The sequence below is a fragment of the bacterium genome (assembly GCA_019695335.1).
GTDB lineage: Bacteria > CLD3 > CLD3 > SB21 > SB21 > JABWBZ01.
The window spans coordinates 1-15,339 of record JAIBAF010000077.1; the positions used below are offsets into that span (position 1 = coordinate 1).

Below are 15,339 nucleotides of genomic sequence, written 5' to 3' on the forward strand. Positions count from 1 at the left end.
TGAATATCCTTACTTCCAATAACCGGCTTTTTGCTCAGAATGCGCCGGTTTTGCTTCTTGCAATTGCTAAAATCAACCATGCGCACGGCTTTAATCGTCACGCTCTGCACGATCTCGGCCTTGCGGTTTCCAATTTCTCATTGCAGGCAACCGATTTCGGATTGGGACTTCATCAAATGGCAGGATTTGACATGCTCAAAGCTCGTGAAGTCTTTTCGATACCCGAGGAATTCGAACCGGTTACGGTAATTGCTGTGGGTTATCCTGGTAACCCGGAAACTCTGCCGGAAGCGCTCAAACAAAAAGAGGCACTACCACGTAAGCGCAAGCCTTTCGAAGAATTAGTATTCGATGAAACATGGAATCAGCCGTCATCGCTATTTTTGAAAAAGGAATTTTTATGACGCCTGCTTCGTTACCAGCTTCAACGCATATCTCGTTTGTTCATCTTAATGTAGCGCACCGGCAATCGATGCTCGATTTCTATGTCCACAGGATCGGTTTCAAAATCATTGGCCAAGACGCCAACACAATACGATTATCGGTTGATGAATCGATTCCTGCTCAGATTGTTTTAAGCGAAATTCCTGATGCTAAAATAAAACCTGCAAATACAATTGGCCTGTATCATATGGCTATCCGCTTACCGGATCGTTCTTCACTTGCACAATTGTTGCAGCATTTGGCCGGTCTTGGACAGAGCTTTCAAGGTTTTGCGGATCATGGCGTCAGTGAAGCTCTTTACCTTGCTGACCCTGAAGGTAATGGCGTTGAATTATATGTGGATCGTCCGAAAACAGAATGGCAATATTCAAACGGACAACTCGCCATGGTGACTGAACAGCTTGATGTCAATAATTTATTATCTACCGTCAAAAAGTCGTCTTGGGGCGGATTATCACAAGGAACGGATATCGGCCACATTCATCTTCACATTTCCGAACTCAGTAAAGCACGATCATTTTATCATGAGATGCTTGGGATGGACATTACGCAAAGTTCATATCCCGGAGCATTATTTATGTCGGCCGGCGGATACCATCACCATATCGGTACTAATATTTGGGCCGGTAAAAATTGGCCCCCCGACCGTGCTACCGGTTTGCGCGAATTTGGAATTACTATTCCGGATTCCAATTATTTTTTAAAACTGAAAACCCAGTTTGAATCGGCAAAACGCCCGATTGAAACGATCTCTGCCAACGAATTTGTTACAACTGATCTTGATAATATTCATGTGCGAATTATCCAAGCATAGCATTAAAAGGAGAGTTTATTAAAACCGTACTTCACCAATCCAATTCTCGTGGAACGGCTGACCACGGCTGGCTTAACAGCCGGCATACTTTTAGTTTTGGTCATTACCATGACCCTTCGCGGACGCATTTCGGCTTACTGCGTGTTTTGAATGACGATACTGTGCAGGGCGGCGAAGGTTTCGATACACACGCACATAACAATATGGAAATTGTTTCCATTCCACTTCAAGGCGCATTAGAACATCGGGATAGCACCGGACGTCATGAAGTTATTTGTACGGGTGACGTACAGATCATGTCGGCAGGATCGGGTATTGCACACTCGGAGTTTAATCATTCTGAAAACGATCCTGTTCAATTCCTGCAGATATGGATATTTCCTAAAGAGCGCAATATCACGCCGCGATACGAACAGAAAACTTTTCCCGAATCCGGTTTCCACAATGTTTTTCAAACAGTAGTTGCGCCGGATAATTCGAACGCGTTATGGATCAATCAAGATGCTTATTTATCGCTTGGAATTTTTGACGAAAATAAGACGCCATCGTATGCTATGCGTCGCGAAGGAAACGGCGTTTATCTGTTCGTCATTGAAGGTAAGATTGAAGTTGCAGGAGAAATGCTCGAACGTCGTGACGCCATTGGACTGAACGAAGTATCATTGATCGATATCCTTGTAAAAGAACAAGCTAAAATACTTATCATTGAAGTACCTATGAAATAAAAAAACCGTTTCAAATTTGAAATTTGAAACGGTTTTAATGTTTAACCAATTTGATTTTTATTCAGCGGAAATCACTTTCAATTCATTGCCTGCCGCAATCTGCGATTTTAAAAATTTCTCGCCATCCAGTACTTCACATTCACTAAAGATCCCATCCAGTTCCAATCGTTTGACCCTCAATTTTCCCATAGCTTTCTGGCGTGTATACGCCTTACCGTCGACCATCAATTCTTCTTCCTGGACGATATGAAATTTATCGCCTTCGCGAACACCGATTTCTTTTCCACAACTGATAAGCACGCGAAGTTTATCTTTTTTTCCTGATTCAAGAATTTTAACAATTTTCCCTTCAACCGGGAATGCGCTTCGAAGCGTGTTTAAAATTCCCTCGCCCGCATCATTGAGTGCGTCGTAAGCAATTTTAGAAGAAAGATCTTTTTTGGCATCCGATGTACCTTTAATGTCTTTGGAGGATTTAATTTGTCCGCTGGACACATCGATAATCCGTAAATTCATCTCAAGAGTTGAACGGTATTTTTTTTCTTTTTTGCTGGTACTTAAATTAAGGATTTTACCTTGTACTAAATATTGTGTTCCGAGCATATTTCCGAATTTGGCTGCTGTGTCAGGATCCGTCAGATCGCCCATTTGAAAATTTTGTTCTTGCAGAATTTTATCGATTGCAGCCCGTTCGATAACAATAAACCGCTTAAGATCGACAAATGCGTTAATAACTTTTTGAGTAGCCGCTTCCGAAAAAGCGTCAACACCGGCGCGATCGAACACCTGTTTATCGCTGACTTTGGCCGCATCAAACAATAAGACCGCTACCCGTGGTTTTTCATTGGTTAAACTTACGCGTTCCTGCGCGTATACTGACGCCACAAAAAACCATATTGATATTATCCATTTCATTCTAAATTTCTCCGTTTTTTCAAAAATACGGTACAAAAGTAATTCAAGATTTTATCTTAGTCAACTTTAAAAAGTAAACGCGAAGAGTGGAATGGCGTTTTGCGACTGAACGTTTTACTTCCGAACTCTTCGCGTTTTACAAGATCGCTATATTTCAATATCGTTGAATTACTTCTCCTGGGCCTCCACGGCTGCAATAGCTGCCATGTTAACGATGTCTTTAACTTCGCTACCGTGTTGAAGAACATGAACCGGTTTCCGCAATCCCATCAAAATGGGTCCTATGGCCTCCGCGCCGCCTAGACGGCTAAGAAGTTTGTAAGCGGCATTGGCCGATTGGAGCTCGGGGAATATCAAAATATTTGCACCACCTTTTAGTATACTAAAAGGATATTCTTTTTCGAGAATTTCCGGTGTTACTGCCGTGTCCGCCTGCATTTCACCGTCAATCATCAGACTTGGTTCACGCAACTTGACCAATTGAACGGCTTCTTTGATTTTGTGAAGACTTGGATGATGCGTACTTCCGAAATTCGAGAAAGCAATCATTGCAATACGCGGCTCCACATGGAAACGTTTAGCAACATTCGCACTCAGAATCGCAATCTCGGCAAGCTCTTCGGCTGTGGGATCAATATTCACCGTCGTATCAGCCAGGAAGTAAATTTTGTCTTTAATGATCAACATGTACAATCCGGATACTTTTGAGATGCCTTCCTGCATCCGGAGTATTTGTAAAGCCGGACGTATCGTATCAGGATAATTTTGTGTCACTCCGGCTATCAAACCATCGGCATCTCCCATCCGTACCATCATACTTGCGTACGATGTATAATGCCGCATTTGTGCCACGGATTCTGACCACGTTGCGCCTTTACGCTGACGAAGTTTATAATATTCCTGCGCGTAACTTTCAAACTTGGCCGAACTTGACGGATGCAAAATTTCAATGCCGGTCAGGTCAATATCCAATTCCTTGGCCATACCGCGAATATGATCTTCCTTTCCGAGCAAAATCGGTTTCGCAATATTTTCATCGACAATAATATGAGCCGCGCGAAGAACTTTATCGTTGAAACCTTCGGGCAGAACGATCCTCTTCAGATTTTTCTGAGCACGATGGATCATTGACCGCATGACTTCGCGGGATTTTCCAAGGCGGTTTTCGAGTTGATCTTTATATTGTTCGATGTCGACTTTGATGCGGGCAACGCCGGTTTCCATAGCCGCCTGCGCTACCGCCGCCGCTTCCCAGATCAAAACGCGATGATCGAACGGTTTCGGAATCAAGTATTCTTTGCCGAAATGCAACCGGTCCAATCCGTACGCTTTCGCGACAGAATCCGGCACGTCCTCTTTGGCCAATTTTGCCAAAGCAAATGCCGCCGCGCGCTTCATTTCCTCGTTAATCGTAGTTGCACGAACATCCAAAGCCCCGCGGAAAATGAAAGGAAAACCAAGAACGTTATTCACTTGGTTGGGATAATCGGAACGGCCTGTAGCCATGATCACGTCCGGGCGCGCCGCTGTAGCATCGTCATAAGTGATTTCAGGATCGGGATTCGCCATTGCAAAAATAATCGGATCGCGTGCCATCGATTTGACCATTTCTTTCGTAACAACGTTCGCTACCGAAAGTCCGGCAAACATGTCCGCTCCAACCATCGCTTCGGCGAGCGTTCTTGCTTTCGTATCGTTGGCTAAATTTTCTTTGTAAGGATTCATTCCGGACGTGCGGCCTTTGTAGACAACGCCTTTCGTATCGCACAAAATCAGGTTTTCTTTTTTTACGCCGAGACTGATATAAAAATTGGCGCACGCGATACCCGATGCGCCAGCGCCGTTGACGACCACTTTCATGTCGCTGAGTTTCTTTCCTACAATTTCAGCCGCATTCATCAATGCCGCACCGGAAATGATGGCCGTTCCATGTTGATCGTCGTGAAAAACAGGAATGTTCATCGTTTGTTTTAATTTTTCTTCAATGTAAAAACATTCCGGCGCTTTGATGTCTTCCAAATTGATGCCGCCGAACGTCGGTTCGAGCATTTGAACCAACTTAACGATATCGTCCTGGTTATGGCTATTGACTTCAATATCAAACACATCGATATCGGCAAAACGTTTAAACAGCACGCCTTTGCCTTCCATCACCGGTTTGCCGCCGAGTGCGCCGATGTCGCCGAGACCTAAAACCGCCGTACCATTCGACAAAACCGCAACCAGATTGCCTTTAGCCGTATATAAATACGCATCTTCGGGATTTTCCTGAATCTTCAAACACGGTATGGCTACGCCCGGGCTGTAAGCCAACGAAAGATCCCGTTGCGTAATACAAGGTTTAGTCGGAATGACTTCTATTTTCCCTTTGCGCCCTTGCTTGTGGTATTCGAGCGCTTCTTGTTCGCGAATCATATTTGCCTCCCTCCGAACCGCAAAAGGCCGGAGATATTAAAAATGAACAGACTTTTTGTGACGGTCAAAAGATACCAATCAACCGCTAAACAATATAACGGAACGGTCAGCTAAAACAATGATTTCGGTCATGTTATGGGGAAATTCGAAGGATGGAAAACAGGAAAAGTCAAAAGTAAAAAGTCAAAGCCGATCCATAATTTTTTTTTGAATTTTTACTTTTGACTTTGAATTGGAAGGCTAATCCGGAAACAGCGTTTTATCAATTCCGGGAATGACTTTCAATGCGTTTTTATAATACAACTTTTTCAGAACATCGTCCGGCAGTTTCATTCCGTACATCTTCCAGAATGCATGATAATGGCGATAATAATCGAAATATTCATCATCGGACTCAAGCACTCGAAAATAAGTATGATATTCCGACGGCTCCCAGGAATCTTTACCAAACATGACGCGATCCTGATATTTGATAAACCATTCGCGCGCAAATTTGGGCTGACGACCTAATTCTGCCAAGATCGCCCCAATCTCGGTATACATATTCGGCAAAGAGTCCATCAATTTACCCAACGACGCAAGATCATTGGCAAGCCATCCCATGTGAGCCATAATGAAAGTCGTTTCCGGATGTTTACGAAACATGTTATGTTGTTCCTGCATCAGCTTTTCCCATGACGGATTCGTCGCCGGATCACGGTACCTTTCCGGGTGAATTTTCATTTCCTCGAGCCGTTCATTATTTTTATCTTTAGGCTGCCAGAATTGCCGGGGCTCGCCGGTGTGAATTAATACCGGAATGCCTAATTCACCGCAGCGCTTCCAGATCGGATCGAGTCGCGGATCATCTACGGGCAGACGTTTACCTGAACCGTCGATCACATTGAAACCGAGGTTTTTGTACACTTTCAGACCCTGCGCCCCGTTTTTAACATCCGCTTCCAATTGTTTCAACGTGCGTTCCGTCCAGTCCGGATCGTCCACTCCGTAAAAATCGACATTCGTAAAAAGTATCATCCGGCCCGGCATCACCGCTTTGGCATTATCAATACCGTTTTTTAAATAAGCGCCGTCCTGAAGTCCGAATTTAAACGTTCCGTCTTTCAACGTTTCTCTTTTAAACCCGCGCCCGCTGAGATTGACCATAATTTTCATATTCAGACTATCCATTTGCTTTGCCAATAAAGCATACGTTTCTTTGGACAGATCGAACTGATGATTGTGAACGTCGATAAAAGGAAATTTCGCATGAGTGACGATATGACCGGGAACAATTAATGACGACGGAGGATCGTATTGATCAAATGGAATATCCTGAGCCGATGCGAAGACAGGAAGTAAAAATACCAGCCAAAAAATTCTCATAATGTCACCTTGTGCTTATAAAGAAGTTAAAAGAAATGATGGGTCGAAAGCGAATGATTGATTAACGAATAAAACGAAAGAAGGTTGCTTAAAATTTCCTGATTTCATTAAGCTTGTTTCTTCAATTGCTTTGATGTAATTTTAACGCCATCCAATAAACATAACTGAACATCATGGGAAAAACTAAATCGCATTACGTTTGCCAATCCTGCGGGTATCAATCCTCAAAATCGCTCGGGCGTTGTCCGGAATGCGAACAGTGGAATTCATTCGTTGAAGAAGCGGTCACCCCGACGATGAATTCTGCAGCAAAATCGCCGGATAAAATTCTCGGTAATTTAAAATTAGTCGATAGCTCAACGTACGCCGATCTTTCAGAGGACCCTCAAACTCTTGACCAGATTGCCGTTCAACGGGATCACCGGGTTTCAACCGGCGTGTCGGAGTTTGATCGCGTTTTAGGCGGCGGTATCGTCAAAGGTTCGCTCGTGCTGGTCGGAGGCGAACCCGGCATCGGAAAATCAACACTGATGTTGCAAATGGCGTCGCAGCTCAAACAGAAAACGCTGTACGTTTCTGGCGAAGAATCAGTATACCAAATCAAATCGCGCGCAGAACGTCTGTCAAGGACGGCCAATCATTTGTTCGTCCTCGCCGAAACCAACCTTACAAAAATTCTTCAGGCGATCGCTAAATTGAATCCTGAAATTGTCGTGATCGATTCGATCCAGACATTATATCGCGATGAAATTGAAAGCGCGCCCGGTAGTGTCAGCCAAGTTCGCGAATGCACGGCCTTATTGATGCATCTGGCCAAAAGCCGGCATATTTCGATCTTTCTCATCGGCCACGTCACCAAAGACGGCGCCATCGCCGGACCTAAAGTGCTCGAACATATTGTCGACACCGTATTACAATTCGAAGGCGATCAAAATCATTTGTTCCGAATTCTTCGCGCGGCAAAAAACCGGTACGGATCGACCAACGAGATTGGAATTTTTGAAATGCGTGAAATCGGTCTGGTCGAAGTTTCCAATCCTTCCGAGCTTTTTTTATCCGAACGTTATCTCCATCATTCCGGTTCGGTCGTCGTGCCGCTGATTGAAGGTTCGCGCGTCCTATTGGTTGAAGTGCAAGCGCTGGTAAGTCCGACCAGTTACGGAATGCCGCAACGTACCACGTCCGGTTTTGATTTACGCCGTCTACAACTTTTGATCGCTGTTTTGGAAAAACGCGCGCGGATGCCGATGGGCCAATTCGATGTTTTTCTCAATATCGCCGGCGGATTAAAAACCGACGAACCGTCCATTGATCTGGGCGTTACGTTAGCGATCGCCTCCAGTTATCGCGATCGTGAAATAGATCCTTACACGGCTGTAATCGGCGAAATCGGGCTGGGTGGAGAAATTCGGGCCGTTAGCCATGCCGAACGTCGCGTACGTGAAGCCGTCAAACTCGGATTTGAAAAAATTATTATTCCAAAGTCGAATCTTAAAGATTTGACACCATTTAAAGAAACTCAATTGATCGGTGTACGAAGATTGGAAGAAATTATCGATACGATTTTAAAATAACGGAGGACTCATGGACAATTTGTTCTCGACCGTCGGTTATGTAGCATCGCAATTGCCGGTTTTTGTCGTATGGATCGTCGGTATAGTTTTATGTTTTACGTATTGGAATACTTACCGTAAAGCGGCGATGTTCACGCTGATCGCCATCATCATTGAAGCCGTTAATACATTCATCGGCATCCTGAGTGTCTGGTTGCCGTCGATGATGACCGAAATAGGCTGGACGTACGAACAGCTTGGAACTTTTTTCATGGTCAAAGGATTTCTTCACGCGATCTTAAATGCATCTGCATGGGGCTTGATCCTCGCTGCTGTTTTTAAAACCCGTGATGCTACGGCATGAACAGCGGTATCAACCTGAAGCAATTGATCCTGCTGATTAAGGAACACAAAGACCTTTCGGCACATGTATGCCTCGACGTCGGATGCGTATTACCAAACACGGACCCTAAGCCACTTTTAAAAATTGTCAATTATTGTATTAATTATTTGCGTCAGCTCGGCAATGCTGAAATGCAAATCGATCTTGATACGCATCAGTGGGGTTATTTGTTGGTCATGATCGTACACACAAAATGTTCCGAGTTGCCGCCTTTCAATCAGGATGTCCATGAACAACTTAAACTTTTTTCCGCAACGTGTAATGTGTTGATCGAACCGTTGTCTTATGCAAAAATTGAAATCAAATTTCAGCGATCCGGTTCCTGATGTTCAATCTATCACCCGGAACATTTTACGAGAACATCCGGTATTATTAAAAAAAATTTCTGAATCCTGCCGGATTTCACGCGAAGAAGTTCCGGAATTATTTGACGAAGTAATTCGATATCTCGGCTTAGTTGCGAAAGTCCGTAAACGACTTGCTCCTTCCCTGATGGTCGACTGGGCATGGCATGAATTCATTCTCTGCACAAAAATATATTCCGATTTTTGTCACGAACATTTTGGCCGTTACATTCATCATCATCCTGCCGAAAAGGAAAACCCCGGTCAATTTGCCCTGACGTTGATGTATTACACGGAATTTTTTGGAAAACCTCCTGAAAAATACTGGGGAAATACGCCGGGAGGATCATGCGGCGCATGTGAATCAGACGGGAATTAAATTAGAATTGTAACTTCAATATAAAATTTTTCACAAAAAAGGAATTGATTATGTACCTATCAGCCTCACTTGCGGTCGATCCCTCTCAGGTAACAAAAATCCGCGCGATACCACCAACTAAAATTTTCAAAAAAATTCTATTTACACTATCATCGGGTCAGATCAGCGAAAAAGAAGAAGTTGAAACTCTGACAGCCTTATCGATTCTCCAGCAATTTAATATGGTTTTTCGTTCACTCGGCATTACCAACATTGTTCGACTTGCCAAAGACGATGTTAACCTGTATTTCGACGAGGAAGGTAAAACAGACGATCTGGCAGAAGCGATGGAAAAATTCAAATTCGAAGTGGATGAAATAGAATCCGAAGTGTTTCAGACATTGGATCTCGTCCTCGAACATGCGGATGCGCATTTCAATTACCTGATCGAGATAACCGTCCGCCGTATTCATAAACTCAGTGAGCCGCCCATTCATGTCCGGATCAATGGCGCCATTAAACAGTTAACAGCTGCTTCGGCTGAAGAAGCCGAAAAAAAATTAGCGCCAATTTTTAAAACCAACGATGCGTACCAAGCGTTTGTTCGCGATTCTAAAACAAAGTTCAATCAATTTGTCGGAACGGTCGATATGGCGATCCGAAAAGCTATCAAAATCGACGGTATCAAAACAGAATCCAATGCTAAGATTGTACGTCCAAAGGAACGCACGAGCGGTCCAACTCCTGCTATTCAACATCACGTTGCCGAACCGGTGTTTTATGGTTACCCCGGTTGGTCGGATCATTTTATGTATGCCTGGATGTGGTCGTCGTTGAGCCACAGCCACAACGTCCATATCCATGACTCGACCATTGTCGACGAAACGGGCGCCAATGTCATGAGTGTCGGCGAGAACGGATTTAATGCCGGCGAATCGAATGCACTCAATGTGGACGCGCCTTTCGAAACGCCTCACGACGGAGACATTCAGTATTACGGAGATAATCAATACGCTGAAGATATTCAACAAACCGATATGGATTCCAGTGGCGGCGATGAAACGCGAAACGCTTTTGCCGATGACAGTTCGGCGTACTCCGACTTTTCAGACTCGTCCGATTCAGGCTCAGATGCCGGCTCTGATTCAGGCTCATCCTGCAGTTCCTGCAGCAGTTGCGGCGGTGGTGACTGATAAGTGCTTTAATTTTCATTGCTGAAATACTCTACAATTCGGAGTTCTTGTAATTAATCTTTGTGACAATAATCACACTGCATGACTCACGGTTCTGTATACCTTTTACGTAGTATGAATGACCCACGTTTACGGACGATAGTCCTGTCCGCAACGGAATTCATCAAGCAAAGGAGTTATATGAATCTCAGCATTCGATCCGGCATCAGTCTTTTAGTAGTTATGATGACGGGGGTATGGATGTCATGCAGCAATAGTAACGGTAGTTCACCCGGCGCTGCACTCAGCATGAAAGTGGATTACACTGCATTGGCCAAATCGGCTGCTGCAGACACAGTCGTAATCACTTCCGCTAAAATCCTGCTGAAGCACATCAAGTTTGAAAATGAAGCCGAAGAAGACTCTTCGGAATTGAAACTCGGTCCGTTTATTGTTGAACTCAATCTTACCGGCGGCGTTACGGAAATTGCTACCGGTGATCTTCCCGACGGCACGTACGACCGCGTGAAATTTAAAATCCACAAACCGGAAGGCAATGAAGACCCTGGCGATCCTGATTTTTACGAAGGACCGAGTGGTGATCAACGGTTTTCCGTAGTCGTGCACGGTACGTTTAACAGCACTCCGTTTACGTACAAATCGAAAAAAGACGCTGAACAGAAAATGACGCTTAATCCGCCCCTGGTTGTATCGGATACTCTGACAACCACCAATGTTACATTGGTAGTGAATCCGGGTCTTTGGTTCCTCAAAGATGGTGTATATCTGGATCCGACTTTGGAAGCCAATTGGGACGATATTGACGAGAACATCAAAAACTCGTTCAAAAAAGCCTTCAAAGACAATGATCACGACGGTGACGAACACGACGATGACGACGATCACGAAGACGATCACGGAAATGATGATTAATTTTTGACTGTCAAAAAAATCCCCTCAATTGGTTGAGGGGATTTTTTCTTGCCTATCGCACAAAATTCCAGTAGATTCCCCGCCATGAAAAAAATCCTGCTTATCCATACCGGCGGAACGATGGGAATGACAGCCGGTGACCATCCGTCGCTGGCAACCAAACAATTCGAAGATGAAGTATTTCGTCACGTTCCCGGTGTAAAGGATATTGCACACATTGATTTTAAAAACCCGTTCAATATCGATAGTTCCAATATCGGCATCCGTCATTGGATTGAAATCGGCACGCTGATCGAAGAAAACATGGAAATGTACGACGGATTTGTGATCATTCACGGTACGGACACAATGAGTTATACCGCGTGTGCTTTGTCGTTTATGCTGACCAATCTGCCGAAACCCGTCATCCTGACCGGATCACAGCGCCCGCTGTCGGCCATACGCACCGATGCCAAAAATAATCTGATCAATGCGATCGAATTAGCTACGTATGATATTCCCGAGGTCGGAATTTTTTTTGATTATAAATTATTCCGCGGCAACCGTGCGATTAAAATCAGTATTGACGATTTCGACGCTTTTTCTTCACCCAATTATCCCCTGCTTGCTGAAGTCGGCCTGAATATTGAGATCAAAAATTCGCACCGAACACCAACCGGAATTTTCAGATTCCACAAAAATTTTAGTAATGATGTCTTCAGTACGCGTTTATTTCCCGGATTCAATCCCGAAGCCATCCTCCCATTGGTTGATTCTCCGACCCGTGTATTCATATTCGAAGCATTCGGCTCCGGTAATGTGCCGGTCTTAGAAAATTCCCTGGTACCGATCATTCGAAAAATATCAGGCTCCGGTAAACTGGCTGCCATTACCAGTCAATGTGTTAACGGTTCAGTCGATCTCAGTTTATACGATTGCGGCCAACAAGCTCTGGAGGCCGGCGCGATTACGTGCGTTGATATGACGACCGAAGCGGCGATCATTAAAGCGATGTACTTGCTTGGACAATTCGACGGTAATGTCGGTAAAGTCAAAACCAATTTTAACATCTCCATTGCCGGAGAAATTACCGAAAGAACGGACCCATGATCATTTTTCAGCGTCCGGAAGAAATGACACAATGGTCGCGCGACCAAAAGACTCTCGGTCAACGCATCGGATTTGTGCCGACTATGGGATTTCTTCACCCCGGACATTTGAGTTTGGTCGAATTTGCAAAAATGCATGGCCGCTGCACTCAATCGGTTATGAGTATTTTTGTTAATCCTACGCAATTCGGGCCTAATGAAGATTTTGAAAAGTACCCGCGCGATTTTGAACGTGACAGGAAATTAGCCGAACAGGCCGGCATCGATGTACTTTTTTATCCGTCGGTAAACGATATATATGGGAAATTTGCCCGTACATTGGTTGAAGTCGAAGACATGGGCAAAGTCATGTGCGGTATCACACGCCCGACTCATTTCCGCGGCGTAACAACAGTTGTCAATAAATTATTCAATATTGTCGAACCCCATGTCGCCGTATTCGGCCAAAAAGACGCCCAGCAATTTCTCATCATCAAACGCATGACGCAGGATCTTTTTATGCCGGTCGAAGTTTTAATGGCACCGATCATCAGGGAAAATGACGGATTGGCTATGAGTTCGCGTAACATCTATCTTAATCCGAACGAACGCCGTGACGCCGTATGTTTATCGCAGGCATTAAACAAAGCTCAAGAAATGATCGCCGGCGGCGAAGTACATTCAAGTCGCCTTGCAGATGTTATGCGTACTCATATTGAAAAACATGCAAGTGCGCGAATTGATTACATAGCAATTGTCGATACGGAAAATCTTTTACCAATTTTACAGGTTCAAAAAAACACATTGATTGCGCTTGCAGTATATATTGGTAAAACGCGATTGATTGATAATATTATTATTTCATAAAGATAAATTTATTCATGTCAAACCAATTTGCTACAGTCATCATGGCGGCCGGAAAAGGTACGCGGATGAAATCGGATCTTGCCAAAGTCCTGCATCCCATTATGGGCCAGCCGATGATCCATTACGTTATCGCGCTCGCCCGTGACATTGGCTGTCAACGCGTGATCGCGATTATCGGCCATCAGAAAGAACGCGTTCAGGAAGCTCTGAAAAATGAACATATCGAATTTGCTGTTCAGGAACCCCAGTTAGGCACCGGCCATGCCGTAATGCAGGCTGAACCGCTTTTGCAAGGTTATGACGGTCATGTGCTCGTTTTGTCCGGCGACGTACCCGTTTTAACGAGAACAACCATGCGTCAGATGATTGCCAAACATTTTGAACAAAAAGCTACGGCGACAGTTTTGACCGCGATGATGCCCGATCCGACCGGATACGGCCGTGTGGTCCGCAATCCCGACGGTTCCGTCAAAAAAAATGTTGAACATAAAGATGCGACAGAAGAGGAGCGGAAGATCAACGAGATCAACTCCGGGATTTATATGTTTAATACAACTGAATTATTCATTGCGTTGAAACGCATCAATTCTAACAACGCTCAAAATGAATACTACTTGCCGGATGTCTTAAAAATTTTTATTGATAACGGTCAAAAAGTCATCGCACACGTTACCACGGATGCATCGGAAATTTCAGGAATCAATACGATTGAGCAACTGCAGGCAGCCGAAACAATTTTAAAAAAACAAAAATAAAAATATACAAACAGGAGAAATCATGTACCGTGTTACGTTAATTCCCGGTGACGGGATTGGCCCTTCGATTATGGAAGCGGCGGTCGGAGTAGTAGAAGCTACCGGCATTCAATTTGAATGGGACACGCGTTTAGCCGGAATGGCGGCGGTTGAAAAATTTGATACACCTATTCCGTTCGAAACGATCGAATCGATCCGCGAGCGCAAGCTGGCCTTCAAAGGTCCTCTAACGACGCCGGTCGGAGGCGGATTCCGCAGTGTCAACGTCGCACTGAGGCAGGAATTCGAGCTTTTTGCCAATGTACGCCCGGCTATTTCCTATGAAGGCTTGAACAATCGCTACAATAATGTCAACATTGTAACTGTCCGTGAAAATACGGAAGGATTGTATTCCGGCGTTGAACATTTTATCAAAGGCGACGGAAAAGTCATCGCGGCCGAAAGCATTTCGATCATTACGCGCGCCGGCTCGGAACGGGTCATTCGTTACGCTTTTGACTACGCCCGCCAGAATAAACGCAAGCGTGTGACGCTTGTGCACAAAGCGAATATCCTCAAATGTACAACAGGATTGTTTCTTGAAATCGGAAAAGAAATGGCTAAAGAATATCCCGACATCGAATTCAAAGACCGGATCATCGACGCGTGCGCCATGGAAATGGTTATGAACCCGGAGGTTTACGACGTTATCGTGACGATGAATCTTTTCGGAGATATTTTATCCGACCTGGCGGCAGGACTGGTTGGTGGTTTGGGATTGACGGCCGGCGCTAATATCGGTAAAGGCGCGGCACTGTTCGAAGCGGTCCACGGCAGCGCCCCGGATATTGCCGGTAAAAATATTGCCAACCCCGTTGCCGTGATCATGGCCGGAGCTATGATGCTTGAACATCTCGGCGAGCTCGACGCTGCCAAAAGAATTGATCAAGCCGTTCGTGACGTGATCAAAGAAAATAAATTTGTCACTCCGGATTTAAATAAAGCTTCGAAAGTTGGAACGAAGGAAATGGGTGCGGAGATTGCCAAAAGAGTAAAAAGGTAAGATCAGTAAGTGTTCGATTTAAAAAGCCGGCGAATAAACGCCGGCTTTTTTTATTCTCCCAAATTTATATCCATCATATCGACCAATTCAATCATCAGCTTCATATTTTCCTCGTCGCCAGCTTGCTGATAAGCATAGATCAGATTACGTAAAACTCTGATCAAAAT

Annotated in this window: 16 protein-coding genes; 13 read left to right on the forward strand and 3 right to left on the reverse strand. The window is 44.6% G+C overall.

The window, feature by feature from the left end:
* From K1X84_14865 to K1X84_14875, 3 genes are all read left to right on the forward strand, one after another.
* Nucleotides 1–404, forward strand: a 404-nt coding sequence (locus K1X84_14865) for a nitroreductase family protein (GenBank protein MBX7152909.1), incomplete at its 5' end; no start/stop codon positions are given.
* On the forward strand, nt 359–1,258 hold the full coding sequence (locus K1X84_14870) for a VOC family protein (protein ID MBX7152910.1): 900 nt from the start codon (nt 359–361) through the stop codon (nt 1,256–1,258). The genes K1X84_14865 and K1X84_14870, both read left to right, overlap by 46 nt.
* Before the next feature lie 17 nt (nt 1,259–1,275).
* On the forward strand, nt 1,276–1,983 hold the full coding sequence (locus K1X84_14875) for a pirin family protein (protein MBX7152911.1): 708 nt from the start codon (nt 1,276–1,278) through the stop codon (nt 1,981–1,983).
* 57 nt (nt 1,984–2,040) lie between these two features.
* Here the strand turns inward: K1X84_14875 and K1X84_14880 are convergent, their stop codons facing one another.
* The 3 genes from K1X84_14880 to K1X84_14890 all read right to left on the reverse strand — a co-directional run bounded on the left by K1X84_14880 (nt 2,041) and on the right by K1X84_14890 (nt 6,678).
* Entirely contained in the window at nt 2,041–2,898 is an 858-nt protein-coding gene (locus tag K1X84_14880) for a CsgG/HfaB family protein (protein ID MBX7152912.1), read from the reverse strand.
* Nucleotides 2,899–3,066: 168 nt separating this feature from the next.
* Nucleotides 3,067–5,313 carry an NADP-dependent malic enzyme gene (locus K1X84_14885; GenBank protein MBX7152913.1) on the reverse strand — a complete coding sequence of 749 codons (2,247 nt, stop codon included), beginning with the start codon at nt 5,311–5,313 and terminating at the stop codon, nt 3,067–3,069.
* Between the two features lie 240 nt (nt 5,314–5,553).
* A complete protein-coding gene (locus tag K1X84_14890; GenBank protein ID MBX7152914.1) occupies nt 5,554–6,678 on the reverse strand; it encodes an amidohydrolase in 1,125 nt (374 codons plus the stop codon).
* A 173-nt stretch (nt 6,679–6,851) separates the two neighbouring features.
* Between K1X84_14890 and radA the strand changes: the two genes are divergently transcribed.
* From radA to K1X84_14940, 10 genes are all read left to right on the forward strand, one after another.
* Nucleotides 6,852–8,252 carry a DNA repair protein RadA gene (radA, locus tag K1X84_14895; GenBank protein ID MBX7152915.1) on the forward strand — a complete coding sequence of 467 codons (1,401 nt, stop codon included), beginning with the start codon at nt 6,852–6,854 and terminating at the stop codon, nt 8,250–8,252.
* A gap of 10 nt (nt 8,253–8,262) precedes the next feature.
* Entirely contained in the window at nt 8,263–8,595 is a 333-nt protein-coding gene (locus tag K1X84_14900) for a hypothetical protein (GenBank protein MBX7152916.1), read from the forward strand.
* Complete coding sequence (locus K1X84_14905) at nt 8,592–8,960, forward strand: hypothetical protein (protein ID MBX7152917.1); 369 nt, start codon at nt 8,592–8,594, stop codon at nt 8,958–8,960. Before K1X84_14900 ends, K1X84_14905 begins: the two co-directional genes overlap by 4 nt.
* Nucleotides 8,920–9,357 (forward strand): hypothetical protein, encoded by a 438-nt coding sequence (locus K1X84_14910; protein MBX7152918.1) that lies wholly within the window; start codon nt 8,920–8,922, stop codon nt 9,355–9,357. The genes K1X84_14905 and K1X84_14910 overlap by 41 nt, the downstream gene beginning before the upstream one ends.
* Before the next feature lie 50 nt (nt 9,358–9,407).
* Entirely contained in the window at nt 9,408–10,529 is a 1,122-nt protein-coding gene (locus K1X84_14915) for a hypothetical protein (protein ID MBX7152919.1), read from the forward strand.
* Between the two features lie 180 nt (nt 10,530–10,709).
* Nucleotides 10,710–11,441, forward strand: a complete 732-nt coding sequence (locus K1X84_14920) for a hypothetical protein (GenBank protein ID MBX7152920.1) — start codon at nt 10,710–10,712, stop codon at nt 11,439–11,441.
* An 84-nt stretch (nt 11,442–11,525) separates the two neighbouring features.
* The gene (locus K1X84_14925; GenBank protein ID MBX7152921.1) at nt 11,526–12,530 is read left to right on the forward strand and encodes an asparaginase; all 1,005 of its coding nucleotides are present in this window, start codon (nt 11,526–11,528) and stop codon (nt 12,528–12,530) included.
* The gene (gene panC / locus K1X84_14930) at nt 12,527–13,375 is read left to right on the forward strand and encodes a pantoate--beta-alanine ligase (protein ID MBX7152922.1); all 849 of its coding nucleotides are present in this window, start codon (nt 12,527–12,529) and stop codon (nt 13,373–13,375) included. Before K1X84_14925 ends, panC begins: the two co-directional genes overlap by 4 nt.
* Before the next feature lie 14 nt (nt 13,376–13,389).
* Nucleotides 13,390–14,130 carry an NTP transferase domain-containing protein gene (locus K1X84_14935; GenBank protein ID MBX7152923.1) on the forward strand — a complete coding sequence of 247 codons (741 nt, stop codon included), beginning with the start codon at nt 13,390–13,392 and terminating at the stop codon, nt 14,128–14,130.
* Between the two features lie 22 nt (nt 14,131–14,152).
* The gene (locus K1X84_14940) at nt 14,153–15,172 is read left to right on the forward strand and encodes an isocitrate/isopropylmalate dehydrogenase family protein (GenBank protein ID MBX7152924.1); all 1,020 of its coding nucleotides are present in this window, start codon (nt 14,153–14,155) and stop codon (nt 15,170–15,172) included.
* The last annotated feature ends 167 nt before the right edge of the window (nt 15,173–15,339 follow it).